The sequence below is a fragment of the Streptomyces sp. NPDC093109 genome (assembly GCF_040701725.1).
Taxonomy (GTDB): domain Bacteria; phylum Actinomycetota; class Actinomycetes; order Streptomycetales; family Streptomycetaceae; genus Streptomyces.
This window is the reverse complement of sequence record NZ_JBFBEZ010000014.1, coordinates 1-17,820: the sequence shown is the minus strand read 5'-3', so window position 1 is coordinate 17,820 and position 17,820 is coordinate 1. Positions and strand designations below refer to the sequence as shown.

The following is a 17,820-nucleotide window of genomic DNA, read 5'->3' as shown; positions in this document are numbered from 1 at the left end:
TCGCCTCCCCCCTCCACCACCTACAGATCGCCTGAGCTGCTCCCATGATCGAGATCCCGTCCGACCTGCACCCGGACCTTGTCCCCCTCGCCTTCCTCCTCGGCGACTGGCAGGGCGTCGGCGTCTTCGACTTCCCCGGTGACGAGAAGGCCAACTTCGGCCAGGAAGTCAGCTTCAGCCACGACGGCCGGGACTTCCTCGAATACGCCTCGCACACCTGGGCGCTCGACGACGAGGGCAACAAGGTCCGGCCGATCGAGTCCGAGTCCGGCTACTGGCGCGTGGACAAGGACCGCAAGGTCGAGATCGTGATGGTCAGGGACCAGGGCGTGGTGGAGATCTGGTACGGCGACCTGGGCGCGACGAAGCCGCAGATCGACCTCGTGACGGACGCGGTGGCGCGTACGGCGGCCTCCGGTCCTTACAGCGGGGGCAAGCGGCTGTACGGGTACGTCAACAGCGACCTGATGTGGGTGGGCGAGAAGGCGACCCCCGAGGTCCCGCTGCGCCCGTACATGTCGGCGCACCTGAAGAAGATCGTCACGCCGGACCAGGTCGCCGCGTGGGCGAAGGACCTCGGGGATCTTCCGGACGACGGGATCGCGTTCTTCAAGTAGGACGCAAGGGGTACCGAAAGCGGGTACCAGAAGCGGGTACGGAAGCGGGTGCCGGAAGCGGGTACGTAAGCGCGGACGGGTCTGTCGGCACGGTTCGCCGTGCCACGCCGCCTGCCTACACTGGGTCCGTGGTGACCACCGACTGGAAGAGCGATCTGCGGCAGCGCGGCTACCGGCTGACCCCGCAGCGCCAGCTTGTCCTCGAAGCCGTCGACACCCTCGAACACGCGACACCCGACGACATCCTCTGCGAGGTGCGGAAGACCGCCTCCGGGGTGAACATCTCCACTGTCTACCGCACGCTGGAGCTGCTGGAGGAGCTGGGCCTCGTCTCGCACGCCCACCTCGGGCACGGCGCGCCGACGTACCACCTGGCGGACCGGCACCACCACATACACCTCGTCTGCCGGGACTGTACGGAAGTGATCGAGGCGGACACCGCGGTCGCGGCGGAGTTCACGGCGAAGCTGCGCGAGGACTTCGGTTTCACGACGGACATGAAGCACTTCGCGATCTTCGGCCGCTGCCGGGACTGCGCGGCGAAGGCGGCGAAGGCGGCGAAGGCCGCGAAGGCCGCCACGGGCGGCAAGGGAGACAAGGGCGCGCCGGGCGACAGCGCCGGTTCCGGGTCGTAGCCGGCCGCCGAGCCGGTCGTAGCCGGTCGCCGCGTCCCCGCCGGTCGTACGCTGAACAGCATGCAGCCTCATTCAGCGACCGGTTCCACGACCGGCCCCACGCCCGCCGCCCCCAGCCCCCTCCTCTCCCTCCCCGGCGCCGTCGCCGCCGACGGGCAGGACGAGGGGGTCGCCGCGCACTACGGTGATCTCTTCCGCGAACAGCGCGCTCTCGCCGCCGGCACCGGCCTCGTCGACCTCTCCCACCGGGGCGTCATCACCGTCACCGGCGACGACCGGCTGAGCTGGCTGCATCTGCTGCTCACCCAGCACGTCAGCGCGCTGCCCGCCGGACAGGCCACCGAGGCGCTGGTCCTCTCCGCGAACGGCCACATCGAACACGCGCTGTACCTCGTGGACGACGGCACGACCGTCTGGGCGCACGTCGAGCCGGGGACGCGGGAGGCGCTCGTCGCGTATCTGGAGTCGATGAAGTTCTTCTACCGGGTCGAGGTCGCGGACCGTACGGACGACTTCGCCGTCGTCCATCTCCCGGCGGGCTCCATCGCGGACGTCCCCGAGGGCGCGGCCGTACGGGAGGTCCCGTACGGCAGGGACGTCTTCCTGCCCCGGGCCGACCTGGCGGCCTACGCCGCCGCGCACGGCCCCGCGATCGGCATCCTCGCGTACGAGGCGCTGCGCATCGAGGGCCACCGGCCGCGCCTCGGCTTCGAGACCGACCACAGGACCATCCCGCACGAGCTGGGCTGGATCGGCGGCGCGGTCCACCTGGAGAAGGGCTGCTACCGGGGCCAGGAGACGGTGGCCCGCGTCCAGAACCTGGGAAAGCCGCCGCGCCGGCTGGTCTTCCTGCACCTGGACGGCAGCGATGTCCACCTCCCCGGCCACGGCACCCCGCTGCGGCTCGCGGCGGACGGCGCGGAGGGGCGGCAGCTCGGCTTCATCACGTCCTCCGGGCGCCACCACGAGCTGGGACCGATCGCGCTGGCCCTGATCAAGCGCAATGTGCCGCTGGACGCGCAACTGATGGCGGGGGACACGGCGGCGGCCCAGGAAGTGGTCGTGGAGCCGTAGGCGCAGGCCGCGCTTGCGCGGCTCACGGCTACATGTCCAGCACCACCGTGAACGGGCCGTGATTCGTGAGCGAGACGCGCATGTCCGCTCCGAACCGGCCCGTCTCCACCGTCGCCCCCAGTTTCCGCAGCTGCGCCACCACCTCGTCCACCAGCGGTTCGGCAACCGCGCCCGGCGCCGCGGCGTTCCAGGTGGGGCGGCGGCCCTTGCGCGCGTCCCCGTAGAGAGTGAACTGCGAAATTACCAGGAGCGGGGCGTTCACCTCCGAACAGGACTTCTCGCCCTCCAGTATCCGTATCGACCAGAGCTTGCGGGCGAGCCGCTCCGCCTGCTCCGGGGTGTCCTCGTGGGTGACTCCCACCAGCACACACAGGCCCTCGCCGGTGATCCGGCCGACGGTCTCCGGCCCCGACTCCGTCTCGACGACGACGCTCGCGCCGTCCACTCTCTGCACCACTGCTCGCATACGAACCAACCTATCCGGGGCCGAACGGGTGCAGAGTGCCCCCATGGGCGGTGGCGGGAATGGCACGATGCACGGGAGCGAGGGGAAGTACGCGTGATGAGCACATCTGGCGCCGGACAGCTGCCCGGGCAGCCGTCCGGCCAGTTGCCCGGACAACCGTCCGGACAGCCGTCCGGCCGACCGCCCGGCCGACCGCCCGGTCCCGTACCGAGGACCCGTACGACGGCCGGCACGGGGGGCCACGACCCGGGCGGAGTCTCCGGCGGCGGCCCGGTGATCGGCCCGGTGATCGGCCCGGTGGCCGGCCCGGTGGCCGGTCCGGTGATCGGTTCGGTGGTCGGGCCGGTCGGCGGCCCCGCGATCGGTCCGGTCGGAGGCGAGGGCGCGCTGCCCGCGCCCAAGCCGTACGACTTCCGGGTGCTGCGCCTGCCCGAGCTGCGCGCGCTGTGCCGGGAGTCGCAGCGCGACGAGGCCGATCTGAGCTATCTGCGCCGGCTGTTCCAGGGCCGGATCGACATCCTGCGGGCCGAGTTGGCGCGCCGTACCGCCCCCGAGACGCCGGTGGTCGACCGGCTGTCCGAGATTCTGGCGGACACTCCGTCGCGGCACCGCTCGTCCGCCCGCCACGTGACGCTCTCCACGCCGCGCGGCGAGGAGTTCCGTACGCTGGCCGCCGAGACGCTCGCGGAGGTGGAGCTGTCGGACCTGGAGGCGCGTACGGACGACGAGTTGCGGGCAGCCATGGGCCGACTGGTCGGAAACGAGAGGCAGTTGTCGCGCCGGCGCCATCAATTGCAGCGTACGGCCGACGATTGCAGCGCGGAGATCGCGCGCAGGTACCGTGAAGGCGAAGCGCGGGTGGACGACCTGCTCAGGTAGGGCCGCGCCCGCACCGAAGCTCCGGAGCCGCCCCCAGCCGCGCCCGCACGCCAGCACCCGCCCGCCCGCGCCAGCACCCGCCCGCCCGCGCCAGCACCCGCCCGCCCGCACCCGCACGCCCGGACCCCGTCCCCAGCACCCCGCATCGGAAGGCCGACGATGACCTCCAGCACATACGCGATACCGCCCGCCGCCGCCGTCGAGCCGCCGGTGCTCGCGGAGGTCGTACGGTCCGGCTTCGTGGAGGGCCGGCACCGTGGGTCGCTGGTGCTGCTCTCGGCGGACGGCCGGGTGGAGCTGGAGCTGGGCGACCCCGAGGCGCCGGTCTTCCCGCGCTCCAGCAACAAGCCGATGCAGGCGGCGGCCGTACTGCGGGCGGGGCTCGAACTGGCGGACGAGCGGCTGGCGTTGGCGGCGGCGAGCCACTCGGGCGAGCCGTTCCACCTCGACCTCGTCCGGACGATGCTCGCCGAGCATGGGCTGACCGCCGACGATCTCCAGGCCCCGCCGGACCTGCCGCTGGACCCGGTCGAGGCGGAGGCGTATCTCGCGGCGGGCGGGGTACGGGAGCGGATCACCATGAACTGCTCCGGCAAGCACACGGCGATGCTGGCGGCCTGCGACCGCAACGGCTGGCCCCGGGAGAGCTATCTGGACCCGGACCATCCGTTGCAGAAGCTCGTCCTGAGTGTCGTCGAGGCGACGGCGGGGGAGCGGGTCCCGGTGGTCGGTACGGACGGCTGCGGTGCCCCGCTGATGGCGCTGAGCCTCACCGGTCTCGCCCGCTCCTTCCGTCACTTCGTACGCGCCGCGCCCGGGACGCCCGAGCGGCGGGTGGCGGACGCGATGCGCGCGCACCCCGAGTACGTCGCGGGGACGCGGCGTTCGGACACCTGGCTGATGCGGGAGGTGCCAGGCACGCTCTCGAAGATGGGCGCGGAGGCCGTACAGGCGGTGGCGCTGGCGGACGGCCGCGCGCTGGCCTTCAAGATCGAGGACGGCGGGGCGCGGGCGCTGGGGCCGGTGCTGGCGCGGGCGCTCCAGCTGCTGGGCGTGGAGGCCGAGGTGCTGTCCCGGATCGGCCGGGCGCCGCTGCTGGGGGGCGGCGAGGTGGTGGGGGCGGTGCGGGCGGCGTTCTGAGCGGACGCGGCGGCCGTACGGGGCCCGGCATCCCGGGGCCCGCGCATGCTCGGATGCGGCGCATATTCGGATGCGGCGTTCCGTATCCGCCGCATACCGTGCTGACCATGAGCCTTGAGGTCCGCACCGTCGCCGCGTCCGAGTACCCCGACTGGCAGCGGGCCGTCGACACCGGCTTCCTGCGCTCGTCGCCCCTCGCGGACGAGGTGCTGGCCGGCCGGCTCGCCAACATCGACCTGGACCGTACGCGGGGTGTCTTCGACGGCGGGCGCTGCGTGGCGACGTTCCGTTCCTTCGCGCAGGAGCTGACGGTGGTCGGCGGCGCCCGGCTGGCCGCCGACGCCGTGTCGAACGTGTCGGTGTCGCCGACGCACCGCAGACGCGGTCTGCTCGGCCGGATGATGGACGCCGATCTGGCGGCGGCGAAGGAGCGCGGTGACGCCGTCGCCACGCTGATCGCCGCCGAGTACCCGATATACGGCAGGTACGGCTTCGGCCCCGCAGCCTGGATCACCGAGTGGGAGATCGACGTGCCGCGCACGGGCCTGGACCCGCGCTGGCGCGGCCCGGAGGACGGCGGCCGGATCGATCTCGTCGACGCCACCGACGTGGCGGAGTTCGGGCCCGCGCTGTACGAGCGCTTCCGCGCCAGGCAGCCCGGCGCGGTGACCCGGGACGACCGCTTCTGGCGGATATCGACCGGACGGGTTCCGGAGCGCGCCCCCTTCGAATCGCCGTTCTGGGCCGTGTACCGCTCCCCGTCCGGCGAGACGGAGGGGCTGGTGGCGTACACCGCGGACGCCAACTGGGGCGACGGCAAGCAGCCGTTGAACATGGTGTCGGTGCGCCAGATGATCGCTCTGCACCCGGCGGCGGAGCGCGCGCTGTGGCGGTTCGTGTGCTCGATCGACTGGGTGACGACCGTACGGACGGGCTACCGCGCCCCTGACGACCTGCTGCCCCAGTTCTTCCCCGACCCGCGCGCGGCCAGGATCGTGACGCAGGCGGACTTCCTGTGGGTGCGGCTGCTCGACGTCGTCCGGGCGCTGGAGGCACGTACGTACCCGGTGACGGCCGGGCTGGTGCTCGACGTACAGGACAAGGCGGGGCCGGCCGCCGGCCGCTTCCGGCTGGACGCCTCGCCGACGGGCGCGAGCTGCGCACCGACCACGGAGTCCGCCGATCTCACGCTGGACGTACGGGAGTTGGGCGCGCTCTACCTGGGCGACGAGTCCGCGCTGCGGCTGGCGGCGCTGGGCACGGTACGCGAGGAACGCCCGCGCGCGGCGGCGGTCGCGGAGTCGCTGTTCCGCACCCCGAGGCGCCCTTGGTGCCCGGACGTGTTCTGAACGCGTTCTGACGGGTTCTGACGGGTTTTGAACGTGTTCTGGCGTTGCTCCGACGGGGGCGGGGCGGTGGGGGACGGCCGCTGCGTAGGCTTCGGCAGCATGAGTGACGACGACAGCCGGCCCGGTGGTGGCGGTGGATCCGCGGGCAGCGACTCCGCGGGCAGCGACTCCGCGCGCAGTGACTCCGACTCCGGTCTGCGGGAGCGCAAGAAGCGGCAGCGGTATCAGGACATCTCCGACGCGGCGATCGCGCTCTTCCTCGACAAGGGGTTCGACGCCGTCTCCGTCGCGGAGGTCGCGGCGGCGGCCGAGATCTCCAAGCCGACGCTCTTCCGCTACTTCCCAACCAAGGAGGATCTCGCCCTCCACCGGTTCGCCGACCACGAGGACGAGGCGGCCAGGGTCGTACGGGGGCGCCCCGACGGGGTGCGCCCGCTCGACGCGCTCTGCCGCCACTTCGTCGACGGGCTCGACCGGCGCGACCCGGTGACCGGGCTCACCGACGACGACACCCTGTACGCGTACCTCCGGCTGCTGTACGGGACTCCGAGCCTGGTCGCGAGGCTGCACGAGTACACGCGGCGCTCGGAGGAGGCGCTGGCGGCGGCGCTCGGCGGGGGGATCGAGGGCGTGCTCGGGGCCGGGCAGGTGCTCGTCGTGCAGCGCATCCTGGCGGAGGAGAACTGGCGGCGGATCCAGGAGGGGGCGAGCGCCGCCGAGGTGTATCCGGTGGCGGTCGCGCAGGCGGAGCTGGCGTTCGGGCGGCTGCGGACGGGGCTCAGCGCCTGGTGAGAGATTTCGTTATTTCGTTACTGAGTAATGTTTGATACTGGGTCGCATTACTCTGCTTCGAGTGATGCCACCCGAACCTGCCGCAGGCCCCGATCCCGACCGCGCCGACGCCCTCGCCCGTGAACTCGCGCGTGAACTCGACCGTGAGCGCGCCTACCACCGGACCTGCCGCGCCGCCCTGGCCGGCATGGCGTCCGACGCACAGGACCAGGTCGGCACCGGCGAGAACGCCTTCGCCTCCGGCGCGGACGCCGAAGTGCTCGGCCGCCATCTGCGCAGCCGGGCCAAGGAGTTGCGGCTCGACCCCGACAGCCCGCTGTTCTTCGGCAGGCTCGACTTCGTCCCCGACGGCGACGGCGGCGACGGCAACGGCGACGGTGATGGCGACGGCGACGGCGACTGCGGCGCTGGTGATCACGCCGGGCAGAGCTACCACATCGGCCGCCGCCGGATCAGCGAACACCCCGCCTCCCCGCCCCTCGTCATCGACTGGCGCGCACCCGTCTCGCGCGCGTTCTACCGGGCGAGCGCCCACGATCCGCAGGGCGTCGCGGTCCGCCGCCGGTTCGGCTGGGCGCCGGGGAGCGCGGGGGAGCCGGAGGATCTGACCGGACTGGAGGACGAGCACCTCACGGCGGGAACGGGCGCCGTGAACGGCGCGACTCCGGCGGCCGGCGCGAGCCTCCTCACGCACGAGATCGAGCGCCCCCGCGTCGGCCCGATGCGCGACATCGCCGCCACCATCCAGCCGGAGCAGGACGCGCTCGTACGGTCCGGGCTCGACCGTTCCCTCTGCGTCCAGGGCGCCCCCGGCACCGGCAAAACAGCCGTCGGGCTGCACCGCGCCGCGTACCTCCTCTACACCTACCCGCAGCGCGTCCACCGCGCCGGCCTGCTGATCCTCGGGCCCAACCGCGCCTTCCTCGCCCATATCGCCGAGGTCCTGCCCGCTCTCGGCGAGACCGGCATCCGGCAGTCGACGGTCGCCGACGAGATCGCCCGCCATCCCGTGGGTACGGAGGACTCCGAGGCCGCCGCCACCGTCAAGCACGACGTCCGCATGGCCGAGGTCTGCCGCCGGGCGCTGTACGGACAGGTCGCGGCGCCCACCGGGCCGCCGATCGAGCCGCTGACCGTGCCTGACGGGTCGTACCGCTGGCGGGTGGGCGCCGACGAGCTGGCCGCGATCGTCGACACCGTACGGGCCGAGGCGCCCCCGTACGCCGTCGGCCGCGAGCGCGTGCGCAGCCGGGCCGTACGGGCGGTGCGGCTCCAGGCGGAACGGCGCGGCGGGCCGAAGCCGGCGGCGTGGGCGCGGCGGATCGAACGGTCCCGGGCGGTCGGCGCGTACGTCGACGCGGTCTGGCCGGTGGCACGCCCGGAAGAGGTGCTGGCGGGAGTGCTGGCGGATCCTGGGGCGGTGGCGGGCGGTGTGCTGACGGAGGAGGAGTGCCGGTCGATCCGGCGCGACGTTCCCGGGAACGGGGCGCGCACCGGCCCACGTGGGCGACCACTTCGCTGGTCAGCGGCTGATCTCGTACTCCTCGACGAACTCGCCGGGCTCATCGAACGCCCCGGCGGCTACGGCCATATCGTCATCGACGAGGCGCAGGATCTCTCCCCGATGGAGTGCCGGGCGATCGCGCGCCGCGCGGACTTCGGCTCGCTGACGGTGCTGGGCGATCTAGCCCAGGGCACCACCCCGTGGGCCGCCCGCTCCTGGCCCGAACTCCTCGGCCATCTGGGGAAGCCGGACGCGGCCGTGATCCCGCTGACCATCGTCTACCGGGTCCCGGGCGCGGTGGTACGGCTCGCCAACCGGCTGCTCGGCTCGCTCGACGTGGACGTACCGCCGGCCCGTTCGCTGCGCGGGGAGGGCGAGTTGACGGTACGGCGCGCCGACGGTGGCATGGCGGGGGAGGCGACGGCCGCCGTGACCGCCTCCATGACCGCCTCCATGACCGCCTCCGTGACTGTCGCCGTGACCAACGCCGTGACCGTCGCCGTACGGGAGGCGCTGGCGCGCGAGGGCTCGATCGGCGTCATCGCCGACACGGCGGCGGTGCCCGGCCTCCGTACGGCCCTGGCCGCCGCCGGGGCGACACCGCCGGGCGGGCGGGTGACCGTACTGCCCGCGACGGCGGCGAAGGGCCTGGAGTACGACCACGTCGTCCTCGTCGAACCGGCGGCCATCGTGGCGGCCGAGGCGCACGGGCGGGGGCGGCGGAGGCTGTATGTGGCGCTCACGCGCGCGGTGTCGCGGCTGGACATCGTCCACAGCCTGCCGCTGCCGGCGGAGCTGACGGGCTGAGGGCCGCCCTCGCCACCCGGCCCGATGTCAGACCCCCGTGCCATAGTCCGAAGCATGAATGACGAAGACTTCTGGGCCCTGATTGAGGACGCGCGGCGGCGGAGCGACGACCCCGACCGCCGACTCGACCTGCTGCGTGACCAGCTCGTGTCGCGTACGCCGGCGGAGATCATAGGTTTCTGGACGTGCCTGGACCGGGCGCGGGCCAAGGTCGACACATGGGAGATGTGGTCGGCCGCCGAGCTGATATGCGACGGCTGGTGCTCCGACGACAGCTTCTGGTACTTCCAGTTCTGGGTGGTCGGCCTCGGCCGCGCCGTGCTGACGAAGGTCGCGGCCGAGCCGGACGCGCTCGCGGAGATCCCGGAGGTGCGCCGGCTGGCGGACATCCCCCTGAGCGAGTGGGACGACGGCGATGTGCCCGAGTGGGAGTGCCTGGACTACGTCGCGGCCGAGGCGTTCGACGCCGTGACGGGCGAGACGGACGGTCTGGAAGCGGCGTTGGTGGCGGCGGGCATCGATATGTCGTGCAGCCCGGAGCCGACCGGCGAGGCGTGGGAGGTGCGGGACAAGGCGGAGGCTGAGCGACGGCTGCCGCGGCTGAGCGCGATGTTCCCGCTGGAGGGAGAGGCGGCATGAGGGACGTGGCGCGAGGGGACGCGGTGCGAGGAGGCGTGGCGCGAGGAGACGTGGCGCGAGGGGACGCGGTGCGAGAGGGCGCGATTCCCGCGGTGGGCGGGCAGCGGCTCCTCAGCCCTTGACGGCCTCCGCGATCCGCTGGGCGGCCTCGGCGGGCGTGAGGTGCGTGGTGTCGATGACCTCGGCCTCGGCGTGCAGCCAGGTGCGGGCGGCCTCGGCGTAGGGCTCCAGGTATCGGAGGCGGAACGGGGAGTCGGGGCCGAGAACAGTGTCGCCCGCGATACGCCCGCGGAGGGTGTCCTGGTCGGCGTGGAGGACGAAGTGCCGTACGGGAATGGCGTGTTGGGCGAGGCCCGCGACGATCTCGCGCCAGTACTGCTCGACCAGGACGGTCATGGGCATGATCAGGATGCCGCCGGTGTAGTCGAGTACGTGGCGGGCGGTCTCGACCACGAGCGGGCGCCATGGCGGCCAGTGCTGGAAGTTGCCCGTCCAGGGCAGCCCCGGCTTGATGTCCATGAGCGTCTCGCCGACCTTCTCGGCGTCGAACACCCGGGAGTCCGGGATCAGCTGCTGGACGAGTGCGCTGGTCGTCGTCTTGCCGGCGCCGTGGGTGCCGTTGAGCCATACGATCATGGGTTCCACGCTACCGCTGCGCGGGCGTCGCTCTCGGCGGGCCGATGTCAGTGCCTGGTCGTAGCGTGTGCGCGTGACCCAACTCATGCAGTCCTATTCGTACTTGCGGTCATCGGCCGTGCGCGATTCCGCGGCCGGACGCAGTCTCGCGCTGGAGACCTCCGGCGGCGCCACACCGGCCGGAGAGGCGGCCAACCCCCGTTTCTTCAGCGGGTTCCTGACCGAGCCGGCCGCCGCGGCGACGGCGCTGCTCGCGGTCGCCGACGTGGCCGCCGCCCGCTACTACCGGCCGAGCATCACGGCCTCGCTCGACCCGGTGGTGACAGCCGACGGTGACCGGCTGCGTATGGAGTCCTTCTCCGGCTGCTGCGGGGTCTACGCCCGGCTCGACGTGCTGGCGCCCGGCCTCGACGGCGGTGAGGTCGGGCACGGCACCACGAACGTGGATGTCAACCCGCCGCTGCGGCGGGCGCTGGCCGGGCTCGGCGGGCTCGACCCGCTCCATCTGGCCATTGGGCCCGAGGAGTTGGCGGTCCGCACCTTCGACGGTGAGTTCGTGGAGAAGAAGGTCCCGCTGCCGGAGCGCTGGTTGCGCGGTTTCGCCGAGGCCCAGGTGCTCGCGGCGGACTTCGCCCTTCGGGCCGAGGTGCCAGCGGCGGAGGCAGCCGCGCTGCTGCGGGCGCTGCCGAGGGCCACCCGCCAGTCCCAGGCCCGCTCGACCCGCTGGGTGGTGCCCACGGGCCGCACCCTGCGTCCCACGACCAGACCGGTGCCGGGCGCCGTGTGCCTGCCGGGGCCGGAGCGGCTGCTGACCCTCCAGACGGTCCTGCGGCACGCGACGACCGTACGGGTGTACGCGCCGACCGAGGCCGCCGCGGACGGATCCGCCGCTGTGGCCTGGGAGGTCGAACTCCCCTGCATGCGGCTGACGTTGATGCTCTCGCAGAGCGCCTCGCGCGGGTTCTCCGGCGAGGGCGGAGTGCTCCACGACCTCGCCACAGGACAGGCGGCGGCGGGCGCGGAACAGATCGCGGAGCTGCTGGCCTGGGAGCCGAGGATCGATGTCGCCGAGCTGTCGGCGCAGACCGGGCTGGAGGCCGGCCGGGTGCGCGCCGCGCTGACCATGCTGGGCACGTCCGGCCAGATCGGCTACGACCTCGCCGAGGAGTCGTACTTCCACCGTCACCTGCCGTACCGCGCGGGCGCCGCGGAGACACGCAACCCCCGGCTGCGCGGCGCGCGGGCGCTCGTCGCGGACGGTGCGGTGCGGCTCGAAGGACCGCTGGCCCGGGTCGGGAAGGGCGAGGACGCGCATGTGGTCCGTACCGACGACGCGTCGGGGCAGTTGAGCTGTACCTGCTTCTGGTGGGCGAAGTACCGGGGCGGACGCGGCCCCTGCAAGCACGTGCTCGCGGTGAGCATGGCCCGCGACACGACGTCCGACACGCACGCGACAGCGCACAGGGCACCAGAGACAACATCGGAGACAGCACGATGAAGACGAACCTGATCCACCTCGCGGAAGCCTGCGATGTCGAGGGAGTCATCAAGGAACTCGGCGCCCTCACACCGGACGAACGCGCGGCACAGGCCGACGCCCTCACGGCCCGGCGCGCGACGCTCGAGGACGAGTGGATCTGGCGGCCCGAGGACGAGCGGGCCGCCCAGCTCGCCGCCGAACTCGGCTGCCGTACCACCCCGAGGCCGTTGCCGACTGGCTCGTGACCGAGAACGACAAAGGGCCGATCGGCCTGCCCTTCCGCGGTGTCTGGATCGTCGACGTACTGGACCTCCACCCCGTCGCCTGGCGGGCCGAACTGGCCGCGCGGCTCGACGAGCTGATGACGTTCCTCGGGGTCCGGTTCGGTGAGAATTACTACATCATCGCCCACCTCGTCCATCAAACGGGCTGCCCCGTCCCGATCTCCGACGGGTACGTCGGGGGCTGGCTGGACAGCCGCGTGGGGAGTTCGTACTCGAAGCACCCCGCGCACCTGAGCGGCGGGCCGGGGCCCGGCGCGACCGCCCTGGAACGGCTGCGCGCGGACGACCTGACACCGACGTTCCTCCCGCTGGTCGTGGAGCGGGGAATCCACCTCAGCATTCTGTTTCTCGACCGCTGGATGAAGCGGGGCGGCCTGCGGCACGTGTGGGAGGACACCGAACTGGGCGTGTTCGTCAGCTTCTCCGCCGAGGGCCTGATCGACCGCGCCGCGCTGATCCGGCACGTCTTCGCGAGCCTGAGGGGCGAGGAGGAGGGGCCGGACATCGCGGTCATGATGACGGTGCTCGCCCTCACCCCGGAGGAACACGCCTCGGTGGCCCGCGAACGCACCGCACTCGCCGAACCCCTGCGCGCGGTGCTGCTCCAGGACGAAGGGCGCAGGGAGACCGCACCGGTGCTCGACTACCTGCGGGCGCTCGCCCCCACCCCGGCCGAGAACGCGCCGTACGCCAGGGACCATGTGGCGCTGCTCGACCTGTCGTCGCCGGTGGCCGCCTACGGCCAGGAGATCCTGAACGGCGTGGACGAGGCCGGGCTGCTGGAGCCCGACGTGCGTACCGAGATGTGCGAACGCCTCCTGCTCCGCCCGGAGAAGAAGCTGGTCCGCGCCCAGCTGACCCGGCTCGACCGGGCGGCCCGCAAGGACCCCGCGCGCGCCGCCCTGACCGTGCTCGACGCGGCCCTGGCCTTCGACCACCGGGACGTCGGCATACAGGAGCGCGCCCTCGACGTGGTCGCCCGGCACCTGGGGGCCGCGGGCGACGCCGTACTGCCGGAGCTGCGCACGGCCGCCGTACGGATCAACCCCGGCCTCACGGCCCGCGCCGCCGAACTCCTCGGCACCGCACCGGATCCGCTCACCGAGCCGTACGCCGACACGCTGCCCCCCGTACCCGAACCGCGCCCGGTGCCGGACCCGATCGGGACGGCCGTCGAGGTCGCCGAGGAGTTCGCGGCGGTCATCGCGAACGACAGGGACGTCGTGGCGTTCGAGCGCGTCCTGGACGGGCTGGTCCGCCACGCCCACCTCGACCGGGCCGCGCTGGCCCGGTCGCTGAAGCCGGCTATGCGCAGAAAACCCCGCTCGGTGTTCGACTGCGCCCACTCCGACGTGTACGACGTGGCCGCGGCGCTGCGGGGCGACGAGCCGAGGGAGTTCAGCCCCACGGGCCGCCTCGGGTACGGAAAGTACTCCCCGGCCGGGGAACTGCTGAGGGCGCGCCTGGCCGAGGCGGTCACCATCATCGAGGCCGGCGCGCAGCCGTTTCTGCTGGCCGTACCGACGGATGCCACCGGCGCGCTGGACGCCGCCGTACTCGTACGGCGGATCTCGGAACTCGACGCGCTCGGCGTCACGCCCGCGCCCGTGGACCTGGCCCAGGCGCTGCTGCGTACCACCCCGACCGCGGACGAGGAGATACGGGACGCGGCAGGGCGGCTCGGGTCGGACGCCGGGCAGCGGCTGGCCCAGTGGCTGCGCGAGGGCGGTCTGCCGCAGTGGGACGCCACACCGTCGGACTGGGAAGAACGCCACATACGCCCCGAGACGTCCCCCTGCCCCCCGCTCCTCCCGGCCGCCGAGGCCCTGATCGGGCCGTACCCGCGCAGCGGTGGGTACGCCGGCCCGATGCTCCCCTTCTGGCTCGCCCAGTTGCCCCGCCACAGCGATATCGTGCTGGCCCGCGACTACTTCAGGTTCCACTACGACAGGGCGCGGGGCTGGGCCCGCGCCCTGCCGTACGCCGCGGAGTCCGGCGGCCCGGCGGGCCGCGCGCTGCACATGGCACTGGCGGAGACCCTCGCGTACGACCGGCAGGACGAACGAGACGCGGCGGTGGACGCGCTGCTCGTGCTCGCCGCGCGGGGCCGGCTCAACACCGAACTGCTCGGACAGCGGCTGGCCGAGATGCTGCGCGCGACCGGGGCGAACCGGGTGATCGCCTCCCTCCGCACGGCGGCCGAGACCGGCGCGTACGCCACCATCTGGTCCCTGCTCGAAATCGCCCTCCCCCGCCTGCTCCGCGATCCCACAGCCCGGAGCAGCACCGGAGCCCTCCTCGCCCTCGGCGTCGACTGTGCCTCACGCTGCGCGGCGAAGGGCGAGATCCCCCAGGTCACGACGGCCGCCGCGCGCACCGGATCGAGCCAGGCGGTGAAGAACGCGAGACTGCTCCGCGACCTGCTGGGCTGACGGGCTGTCCGTTCCCAAAGATCTGGATCGAGGAGGTGTCTCTGAGCTGGGCCTTGTCAGTTCTGCTGGGACGGGTTCGAAGCCGGGCGGCCCAGTGGATCTGCACGGTGTTGCGCCTGCTTGAGCGCGAGCTGGGACGGTCCCATTTGTTCTGTCGGACGGCACGGCCGTGGCCTGGTGTTTTTTTCAGTTCTGGTGGGACTCATCCCGTAGGGCGTCGTAGTCGTCCGGTGTCGTCACCAGCATCAGTGATCGTCCCAGGGAGTCGGTCCAGCGAAAGAGGGCGTCGTTGGAGAAGGCGTGGGCACGGAGCTTTTCGCGGAGAGTGGGGACGTTCAGCCGGTGCTCGGCCTCTGTGTAGACGGCGTCGATGGTGCGCCGGTGCTGGCTGAGGTTCGTCCATCGGCGAGGTGCCCGTAGGGCCCGCCAAGCGGGATCGGCCACCATGCCCAGCAGCGTGACGAACTCTGGGTAGGTGGCGATGTACTCCCGCTCGTCGACGCGTCGCCTGATGATGTTCCCGTAGATGGCTTCCTTGGGAGGGAGCTGGGCGAGGCGGTCGTTCCAGCGTGAGAGCAGATGAGGTTGGTTCTTGTTCAGGAGCCAGGAGCGGACCAGGTGCTGCGCTTCCTTCGTCCCTGCTTCCAAGGTGTCGGGGAAACGGCGAGCGATCCGTCGGTGTCGGTGCTCAGCGGTAACGAGCTCTGGGAGATGGCCGACACGGTAGTGGCGGTTACCGTCTACCCAGATGCCGTGTCGGCGGCAGAGCTGGAGATCGGCGGGGCGATGGGCGAGAACGGGCCTGGTGATCCCGCGGCGATGCATGCAGTGTGAGCAGGCGACGTAGAGACGCCGACGGTAGCGGACTACGTCACCTGCGGTGCGCGCCTCAACCCGGGCGATCGCCGGTAGCAACATCCGAAGGGTCTCGGGCGTAAGTCCCGTCAGGATGGCCAGCCGTGGCAGAACCATCGGAGTCCAGCGCCACAGTGTGTCCGTCCGCTTGCCGACCTGCGCGTTTTTGAACGGTGTCAGAGTTTTCGCCAGTTGGCCCGCCGTCACTTGGTTGGCGGCGGCAAGGCGGTGCAGATACCAGCCGAAGACCTCCCCGTGGACCGGCGGCAGAGGAAGCGGAAGGCGTCGAACCGGGGTTTCCCAGGGCTCCACCGCTCAGGCTGCCTTCGGCCTGCGGGCGCGCTTGGCGCGGCGGCGATCGGGCTGGGGCTGCTGGACGGCGTGGTCGAGCTCGATCTCATCGAGCATGCGCTTGGTGATCTTTTCTGTGCCGGTGTCGATGGCGTCGACCGCGGCTTCTCGGATGAGTTGGGAAAGGCTGCCGATCAGTCCGCCGGTGCGTTCGTGGAGGTAATCGGTCGTGGCGACCAAGGTGCCGGGGCGATGAGCGTGTAGTTGCAGGGAGTCTTCCATGGTCGCCACCAGGGCCTGCCAGTGCTCCTTGTCCGCGCGGTTCTTGTGGGCGAAGGGCCGGGAGGGGATGACCGTGTAGCGGCCGGCGATCTGTTGCCCGCGTGTGCCCTGGAACAGGCTGCTGGTCTCGACGTCGAGACCAGCAAGCACGAAGGTGGCCGCGATCCGTTCCGAGAGGTACTTCAGCTGGTCGGATGCCTCGGCTCCGTGTCGGGTCGTCAGGTCGAGGTTGTGGATCTCGTCGACCAGGACGAGCGTGGTGCCGAGCATGCCGAGCAGGTCACAGACGGCGTTGGTGATCTGGACCTGGCTCATGCGGTGCTCCAGCGGGACACCGAGGAATCGGGCGAACTCGCCTGCGAGCATTTTCGGGGTGGCGGCCGGGGGAACGGTGACGAAGACGACGGGCAGTCCGCCAACAGCAGCGGGATTGCGGCGCCGGGTGATCTGTTCAACATTCTTGCCCAGCTGGGTGATTGCTGTGGTCTTGCCGGTGCCAGCCGATCCGGACACGATCAGGCCGCGGCGGGCGGAGACCTGGTGCCGGTTGAGCACGATGCGTTTGCGGCCGGTGGTGACGACGCCGCGGATCGTGGGGGTGTTCACGATGACCGATCGTGTGTGGTAGTCGATCCGCGTTTCCTTGTAGGACCCCAGTTCGCCCTCGTCCAGGACTGTTCCGGGTGGGAGGGACGGTGGAGGCTCGGGATTTTCGTCAACGAACGCCCGCCAGCCTTCCTTCGTGGTCAGCGGCGCCTGTGGGTTGGCGATGTCCTGTGGCGGCGCCTGACTCACAGGCGGCTCCCGTCAGTGAAGGCGTCGAAGACTCCGAAGGGAATGACGTTCGACGGCTGTTCCAGGAGGGTGGTCTCGCCCTCGACGTCTTCCAAATCCGGTGTCTGCGGCAGCGCGGGGGCAAGCCGAGCGGGCTCTAGCGCAGCCCGGGTGCGGGCGGCGGTCCGGCGGTCCGGGCCGCTTTCCGCCCGGGTCAGCAACTGGTCGACTGCGGCGGCCACGGCGGCCTGGTCGGTGTCGTCCCGGCCCCGCGTCGCGAGCAGGTCCCGGGCTCGGCGCCAGGTGAAATCCGCAAACGGCGCGGAGACCAGGTGCCGGTGTGTCCACGGAACAGTGATCCACTCTCCGGTGCGTGCGTCGCGTACCCAGACCTGGGACAGGTCGTAGGGGTCGTAGTGGACTTCCCAAAGCCCACCTTTGGCGGTCACTCCCGAGGAGCGGCGCCGTAGCGGGTTCAGTCCGGGGCAGTTGTAGGTGCGGTGGTCGATGCGGATGCCGTAGTCATTGACCGAACGCCAGAGTGCTGGCAGCAGTTCCAAGTAGTCGAGGCCGCTCAGCGGCATCGGCAGGTAGCCGGTGCGGGAGACCAGCAGGGCGTACGCGTCGTTGGGAGACATTGGACGCCCCTGAAGGAATGGACTGCGCAGCCCTTCGTGAGGCCGCTGCTGCCAGCAGGCCACGATCCACTCCTGGAGCAAGTCGTCCAGCTCCGCGAGTGCCCAGGCCGCCTCGACCCGGGCCCCGCGACGAGTGACGTTCGAGCCCGTGTAAGGGCCTGCTGATCAATAACTCGTCGTCTTGATCTCTGGGTTGGGAATTCCGAGGTGTGCGGTGAGGTCGGTGAGATCGTCGAGGGTGGCCAG

17 protein-coding genes are annotated in these 17,820 nt (G+C 71.7%); 12 read left to right on the top strand and 5 right to left on the bottom strand.

Going from position 1 to position 17,820, the window contains the following annotated elements:
• Nucleotides 1-44: 44 nt before the first annotated feature.
• The 3 genes from AB0389_RS15685 (at nucleotide 45) to AB0389_RS15675 (ending at nucleotide 2,326) form a co-directional block, all read left to right on the top strand.
• Nucleotides 45-617 carry an FABP family protein gene (locus AB0389_RS15685; protein WP_366395935.1) on the top strand — a complete coding sequence of 191 codons (573 nt, stop codon included), beginning with the start codon at nucleotides 45-47 and terminating at the stop codon, nucleotides 615-617.
• 128 nt (nucleotides 618-745) lie between these two features.
• Entirely contained in the window at nucleotides 746-1,252 is a 507-nt protein-coding gene (locus tag AB0389_RS15680; RefSeq protein WP_366395934.1) for a transcriptional repressor, read from the top strand.
• Nucleotides 1,253-1,312: 60 nt separating this feature from the next.
• Entirely contained in the window at nucleotides 1,313-2,326 is a 1,014-nt protein-coding gene (locus AB0389_RS15675; protein WP_366395933.1) for a folate-binding protein, read from the top strand.
• Between the two features lie 28 nt (nucleotides 2,327-2,354).
• Here AB0389_RS15675 and dtd read toward each other — a convergent pair whose 3' ends face one another.
• Nucleotides 2,355-2,792, bottom strand: a complete 438-nt coding sequence (gene dtd, locus AB0389_RS15670; protein ID WP_366395932.1) for a D-aminoacyl-tRNA deacylase — start codon at nucleotides 2,790-2,792, stop codon at nucleotides 2,355-2,357.
• Nucleotides 2,793-3,065: 273 nt separating this feature from the next.
• Between dtd and AB0389_RS15665 the strand changes: the two genes are divergently transcribed.
• The 6 genes from AB0389_RS15665 to AB0389_RS15640 all read left to right on the top strand — a co-directional run bounded on the left by AB0389_RS15665 (nucleotide 3,066) and on the right by AB0389_RS15640 (nucleotide 9,902).
• Nucleotides 3,066-3,671, top strand: a complete 606-nt coding sequence (locus AB0389_RS15665; RefSeq protein ID WP_366396069.1) for an ABC transporter substrate-binding protein — start codon at nucleotides 3,066-3,068, stop codon at nucleotides 3,669-3,671.
• Between the two features lie 159 nt (nucleotides 3,672-3,830).
• Complete coding sequence (locus AB0389_RS15660; protein WP_366395931.1) at nucleotides 3,831-4,811, top strand: asparaginase; 981 nt, start codon at nucleotides 3,831-3,833, stop codon at nucleotides 4,809-4,811.
• A gap of 107 nt (nucleotides 4,812-4,918) precedes the next feature.
• Nucleotides 4,919-6,160 (top strand): GNAT family N-acetyltransferase, encoded by a 1,242-nt coding sequence (locus AB0389_RS15655; RefSeq protein ID WP_366395930.1) that lies wholly within the window; start codon nucleotides 4,919-4,921, stop codon nucleotides 6,158-6,160.
• A gap of 99 nt (nucleotides 6,161-6,259) precedes the next feature.
• Nucleotides 6,260-6,952, top strand: a complete 693-nt coding sequence (locus AB0389_RS15650) for a TetR family transcriptional regulator (RefSeq protein WP_366395929.1) — start codon at nucleotides 6,260-6,262, stop codon at nucleotides 6,950-6,952.
• 64 nt (nucleotides 6,953-7,016) lie between these two features.
• Nucleotides 7,017-9,263: an ATP-binding domain-containing protein gene (locus AB0389_RS15645; protein WP_366395928.1), complete on the top strand. Its 2,247-nt coding sequence runs from the start codon at nucleotides 7,017-7,019 to the stop codon at nucleotides 9,261-9,263.
• Nucleotides 9,264-9,317: 54 nt separating this feature from the next.
• The gene (locus AB0389_RS15640; protein WP_366395927.1) at nucleotides 9,318-9,902 is read left to right on the top strand and encodes a DUF4240 domain-containing protein; all 585 of its coding nucleotides are present in this window, start codon (nucleotides 9,318-9,320) and stop codon (nucleotides 9,900-9,902) included.
• Nucleotides 9,903-10,013: 111 nt separating this feature from the next.
• Here AB0389_RS15640 and AB0389_RS15635 read toward each other — a convergent pair whose 3' ends face one another.
• Complete coding sequence (locus AB0389_RS15635) at nucleotides 10,014-10,538, bottom strand: ATP-binding protein (RefSeq protein WP_366395926.1); 525 nt, start codon at nucleotides 10,536-10,538, stop codon at nucleotides 10,014-10,016.
• 85 nt (nucleotides 10,539-10,623) lie between these two features.
• On the opposite strand from AB0389_RS15635, the gene AB0389_RS15630 reads away from it, so the two are divergent.
• Genes AB0389_RS15630 through AB0389_RS15620 form a run of 3 tightly spaced genes read left to right on the top strand, consistent with a single transcriptional unit; the run spans nucleotide 10,624 to nucleotide 14,734 of the window.
• The gene (locus tag AB0389_RS15630; protein ID WP_366396068.1) at nucleotides 10,624-12,036 is read left to right on the top strand and encodes an SWIM zinc finger family protein; all 1,413 of its coding nucleotides are present in this window, start codon (nucleotides 10,624-10,626) and stop codon (nucleotides 12,034-12,036) included.
• A complete protein-coding gene (locus tag AB0389_RS15625; RefSeq protein WP_366395925.1) occupies nucleotides 12,033-12,263 on the top strand; it encodes a hypothetical protein in 231 nt (76 codons plus the stop codon). The genes AB0389_RS15630 and AB0389_RS15625 overlap by 4 nt, the downstream gene beginning before the upstream one ends.
• Nucleotides 12,260-14,734: a DUF6493 family protein gene (locus AB0389_RS15620; protein ID WP_366395924.1), complete on the top strand. Its 2,475-nt coding sequence runs from the start codon at nucleotides 12,260-12,262 to the stop codon at nucleotides 14,732-14,734. Before AB0389_RS15625 ends, AB0389_RS15620 begins: the two co-directional genes overlap by 4 nt.
• 186 nt (nucleotides 14,735-14,920) lie before the next feature.
• Here AB0389_RS15620 and AB0389_RS15615 read toward each other — a convergent pair whose 3' ends face one another.
• Genes AB0389_RS15615 through AB0389_RS15605 form a run of 3 tightly spaced genes read right to left on the bottom strand, consistent with a single transcriptional unit; the run spans nucleotide 14,921 to nucleotide 17,574 of the window.
• Nucleotides 14,921-15,901 carry a TniQ family protein gene (locus AB0389_RS15615; protein WP_366395923.1) on the bottom strand — a complete coding sequence of 327 codons (981 nt, stop codon included), beginning with the start codon at nucleotides 15,899-15,901 and terminating at the stop codon, nucleotides 14,921-14,923.
• A 3-nt stretch (nucleotides 15,902-15,904) separates the two neighbouring features.
• Nucleotides 15,905-16,957 (bottom strand): ATP-binding protein, encoded by a 1,053-nt coding sequence (locus tag AB0389_RS15610; RefSeq protein ID WP_366395922.1) that lies wholly within the window; start codon nucleotides 16,955-16,957, stop codon nucleotides 15,905-15,907.
• Entirely contained in the window at nucleotides 16,954-17,574 is a 621-nt protein-coding gene (locus AB0389_RS15605) for a Mu transposase C-terminal domain-containing protein (RefSeq protein ID WP_366395921.1), read from the bottom strand. Before AB0389_RS15605 ends, AB0389_RS15610 begins: the two co-directional genes overlap by 4 nt.
• Between the last annotated feature and the right edge of the window lie 246 nt (nucleotides 17,575-17,820).

Coding starts and splice junctions, on each gene's coding strand:
- AB0389_RS15685 (WP_366395935.1), top strand. CDS start 45: ATGATCGAGATCCCGTCCGACCTGCACCCGGACCTTGTCCCCCTCGCC.
- AB0389_RS15675 (WP_366395933.1), top strand. CDS start 1,313: ATGCAGCCTCATTCAGCGACCGGTTCCACGACCGGCCCCACGCCCGCC.
- dtd (WP_366395932.1), bottom strand. CDS start 2,792: ATGCGAGCAGTGGTGCAGAGAGTGGACGGCGCGAGCGTCGTCGTCGAG.
- AB0389_RS15660 (WP_366395931.1), top strand. CDS start 3,831: ATGACCTCCAGCACATACGCGATACCGCCCGCCGCCGCCGTCGAGCCG.
- AB0389_RS15655 (WP_366395930.1), top strand. CDS start 4,919: ATGAGCCTTGAGGTCCGCACCGTCGCCGCGTCCGAGTACCCCGACTGG.
- AB0389_RS15650 (WP_366395929.1), top strand. CDS start 6,260: ATGAGTGACGACGACAGCCGGCCCGGTGGTGGCGGTGGATCCGCGGGC.
- AB0389_RS15645 (WP_366395928.1), top strand. CDS start 7,017: ATGCCACCCGAACCTGCCGCAGGCCCCGATCCCGACCGCGCCGACGCC.
- AB0389_RS15640 (WP_366395927.1), top strand. CDS start 9,318: ATGAATGACGAAGACTTCTGGGCCCTGATTGAGGACGCGCGGCGGCGG.
- AB0389_RS15635 (WP_366395926.1), bottom strand. CDS start 10,538: ATGATCGTATGGCTCAACGGCACCCACGGCGCCGGCAAGACGACGACC.
- AB0389_RS15630 (WP_366396068.1), top strand. CDS start 10,624: ATGCAGTCCTATTCGTACTTGCGGTCATCGGCCGTGCGCGATTCCGCG.
- AB0389_RS15625 (WP_366395925.1), top strand. CDS start 12,033: ATGAAGACGAACCTGATCCACCTCGCGGAAGCCTGCGATGTCGAGGGA.
- AB0389_RS15605 (WP_366395921.1), bottom strand. CDS start 17,574: ATGTCTCCCAACGACGCGTACGCCCTGCTGGTCTCCCGCACCGGCTAC.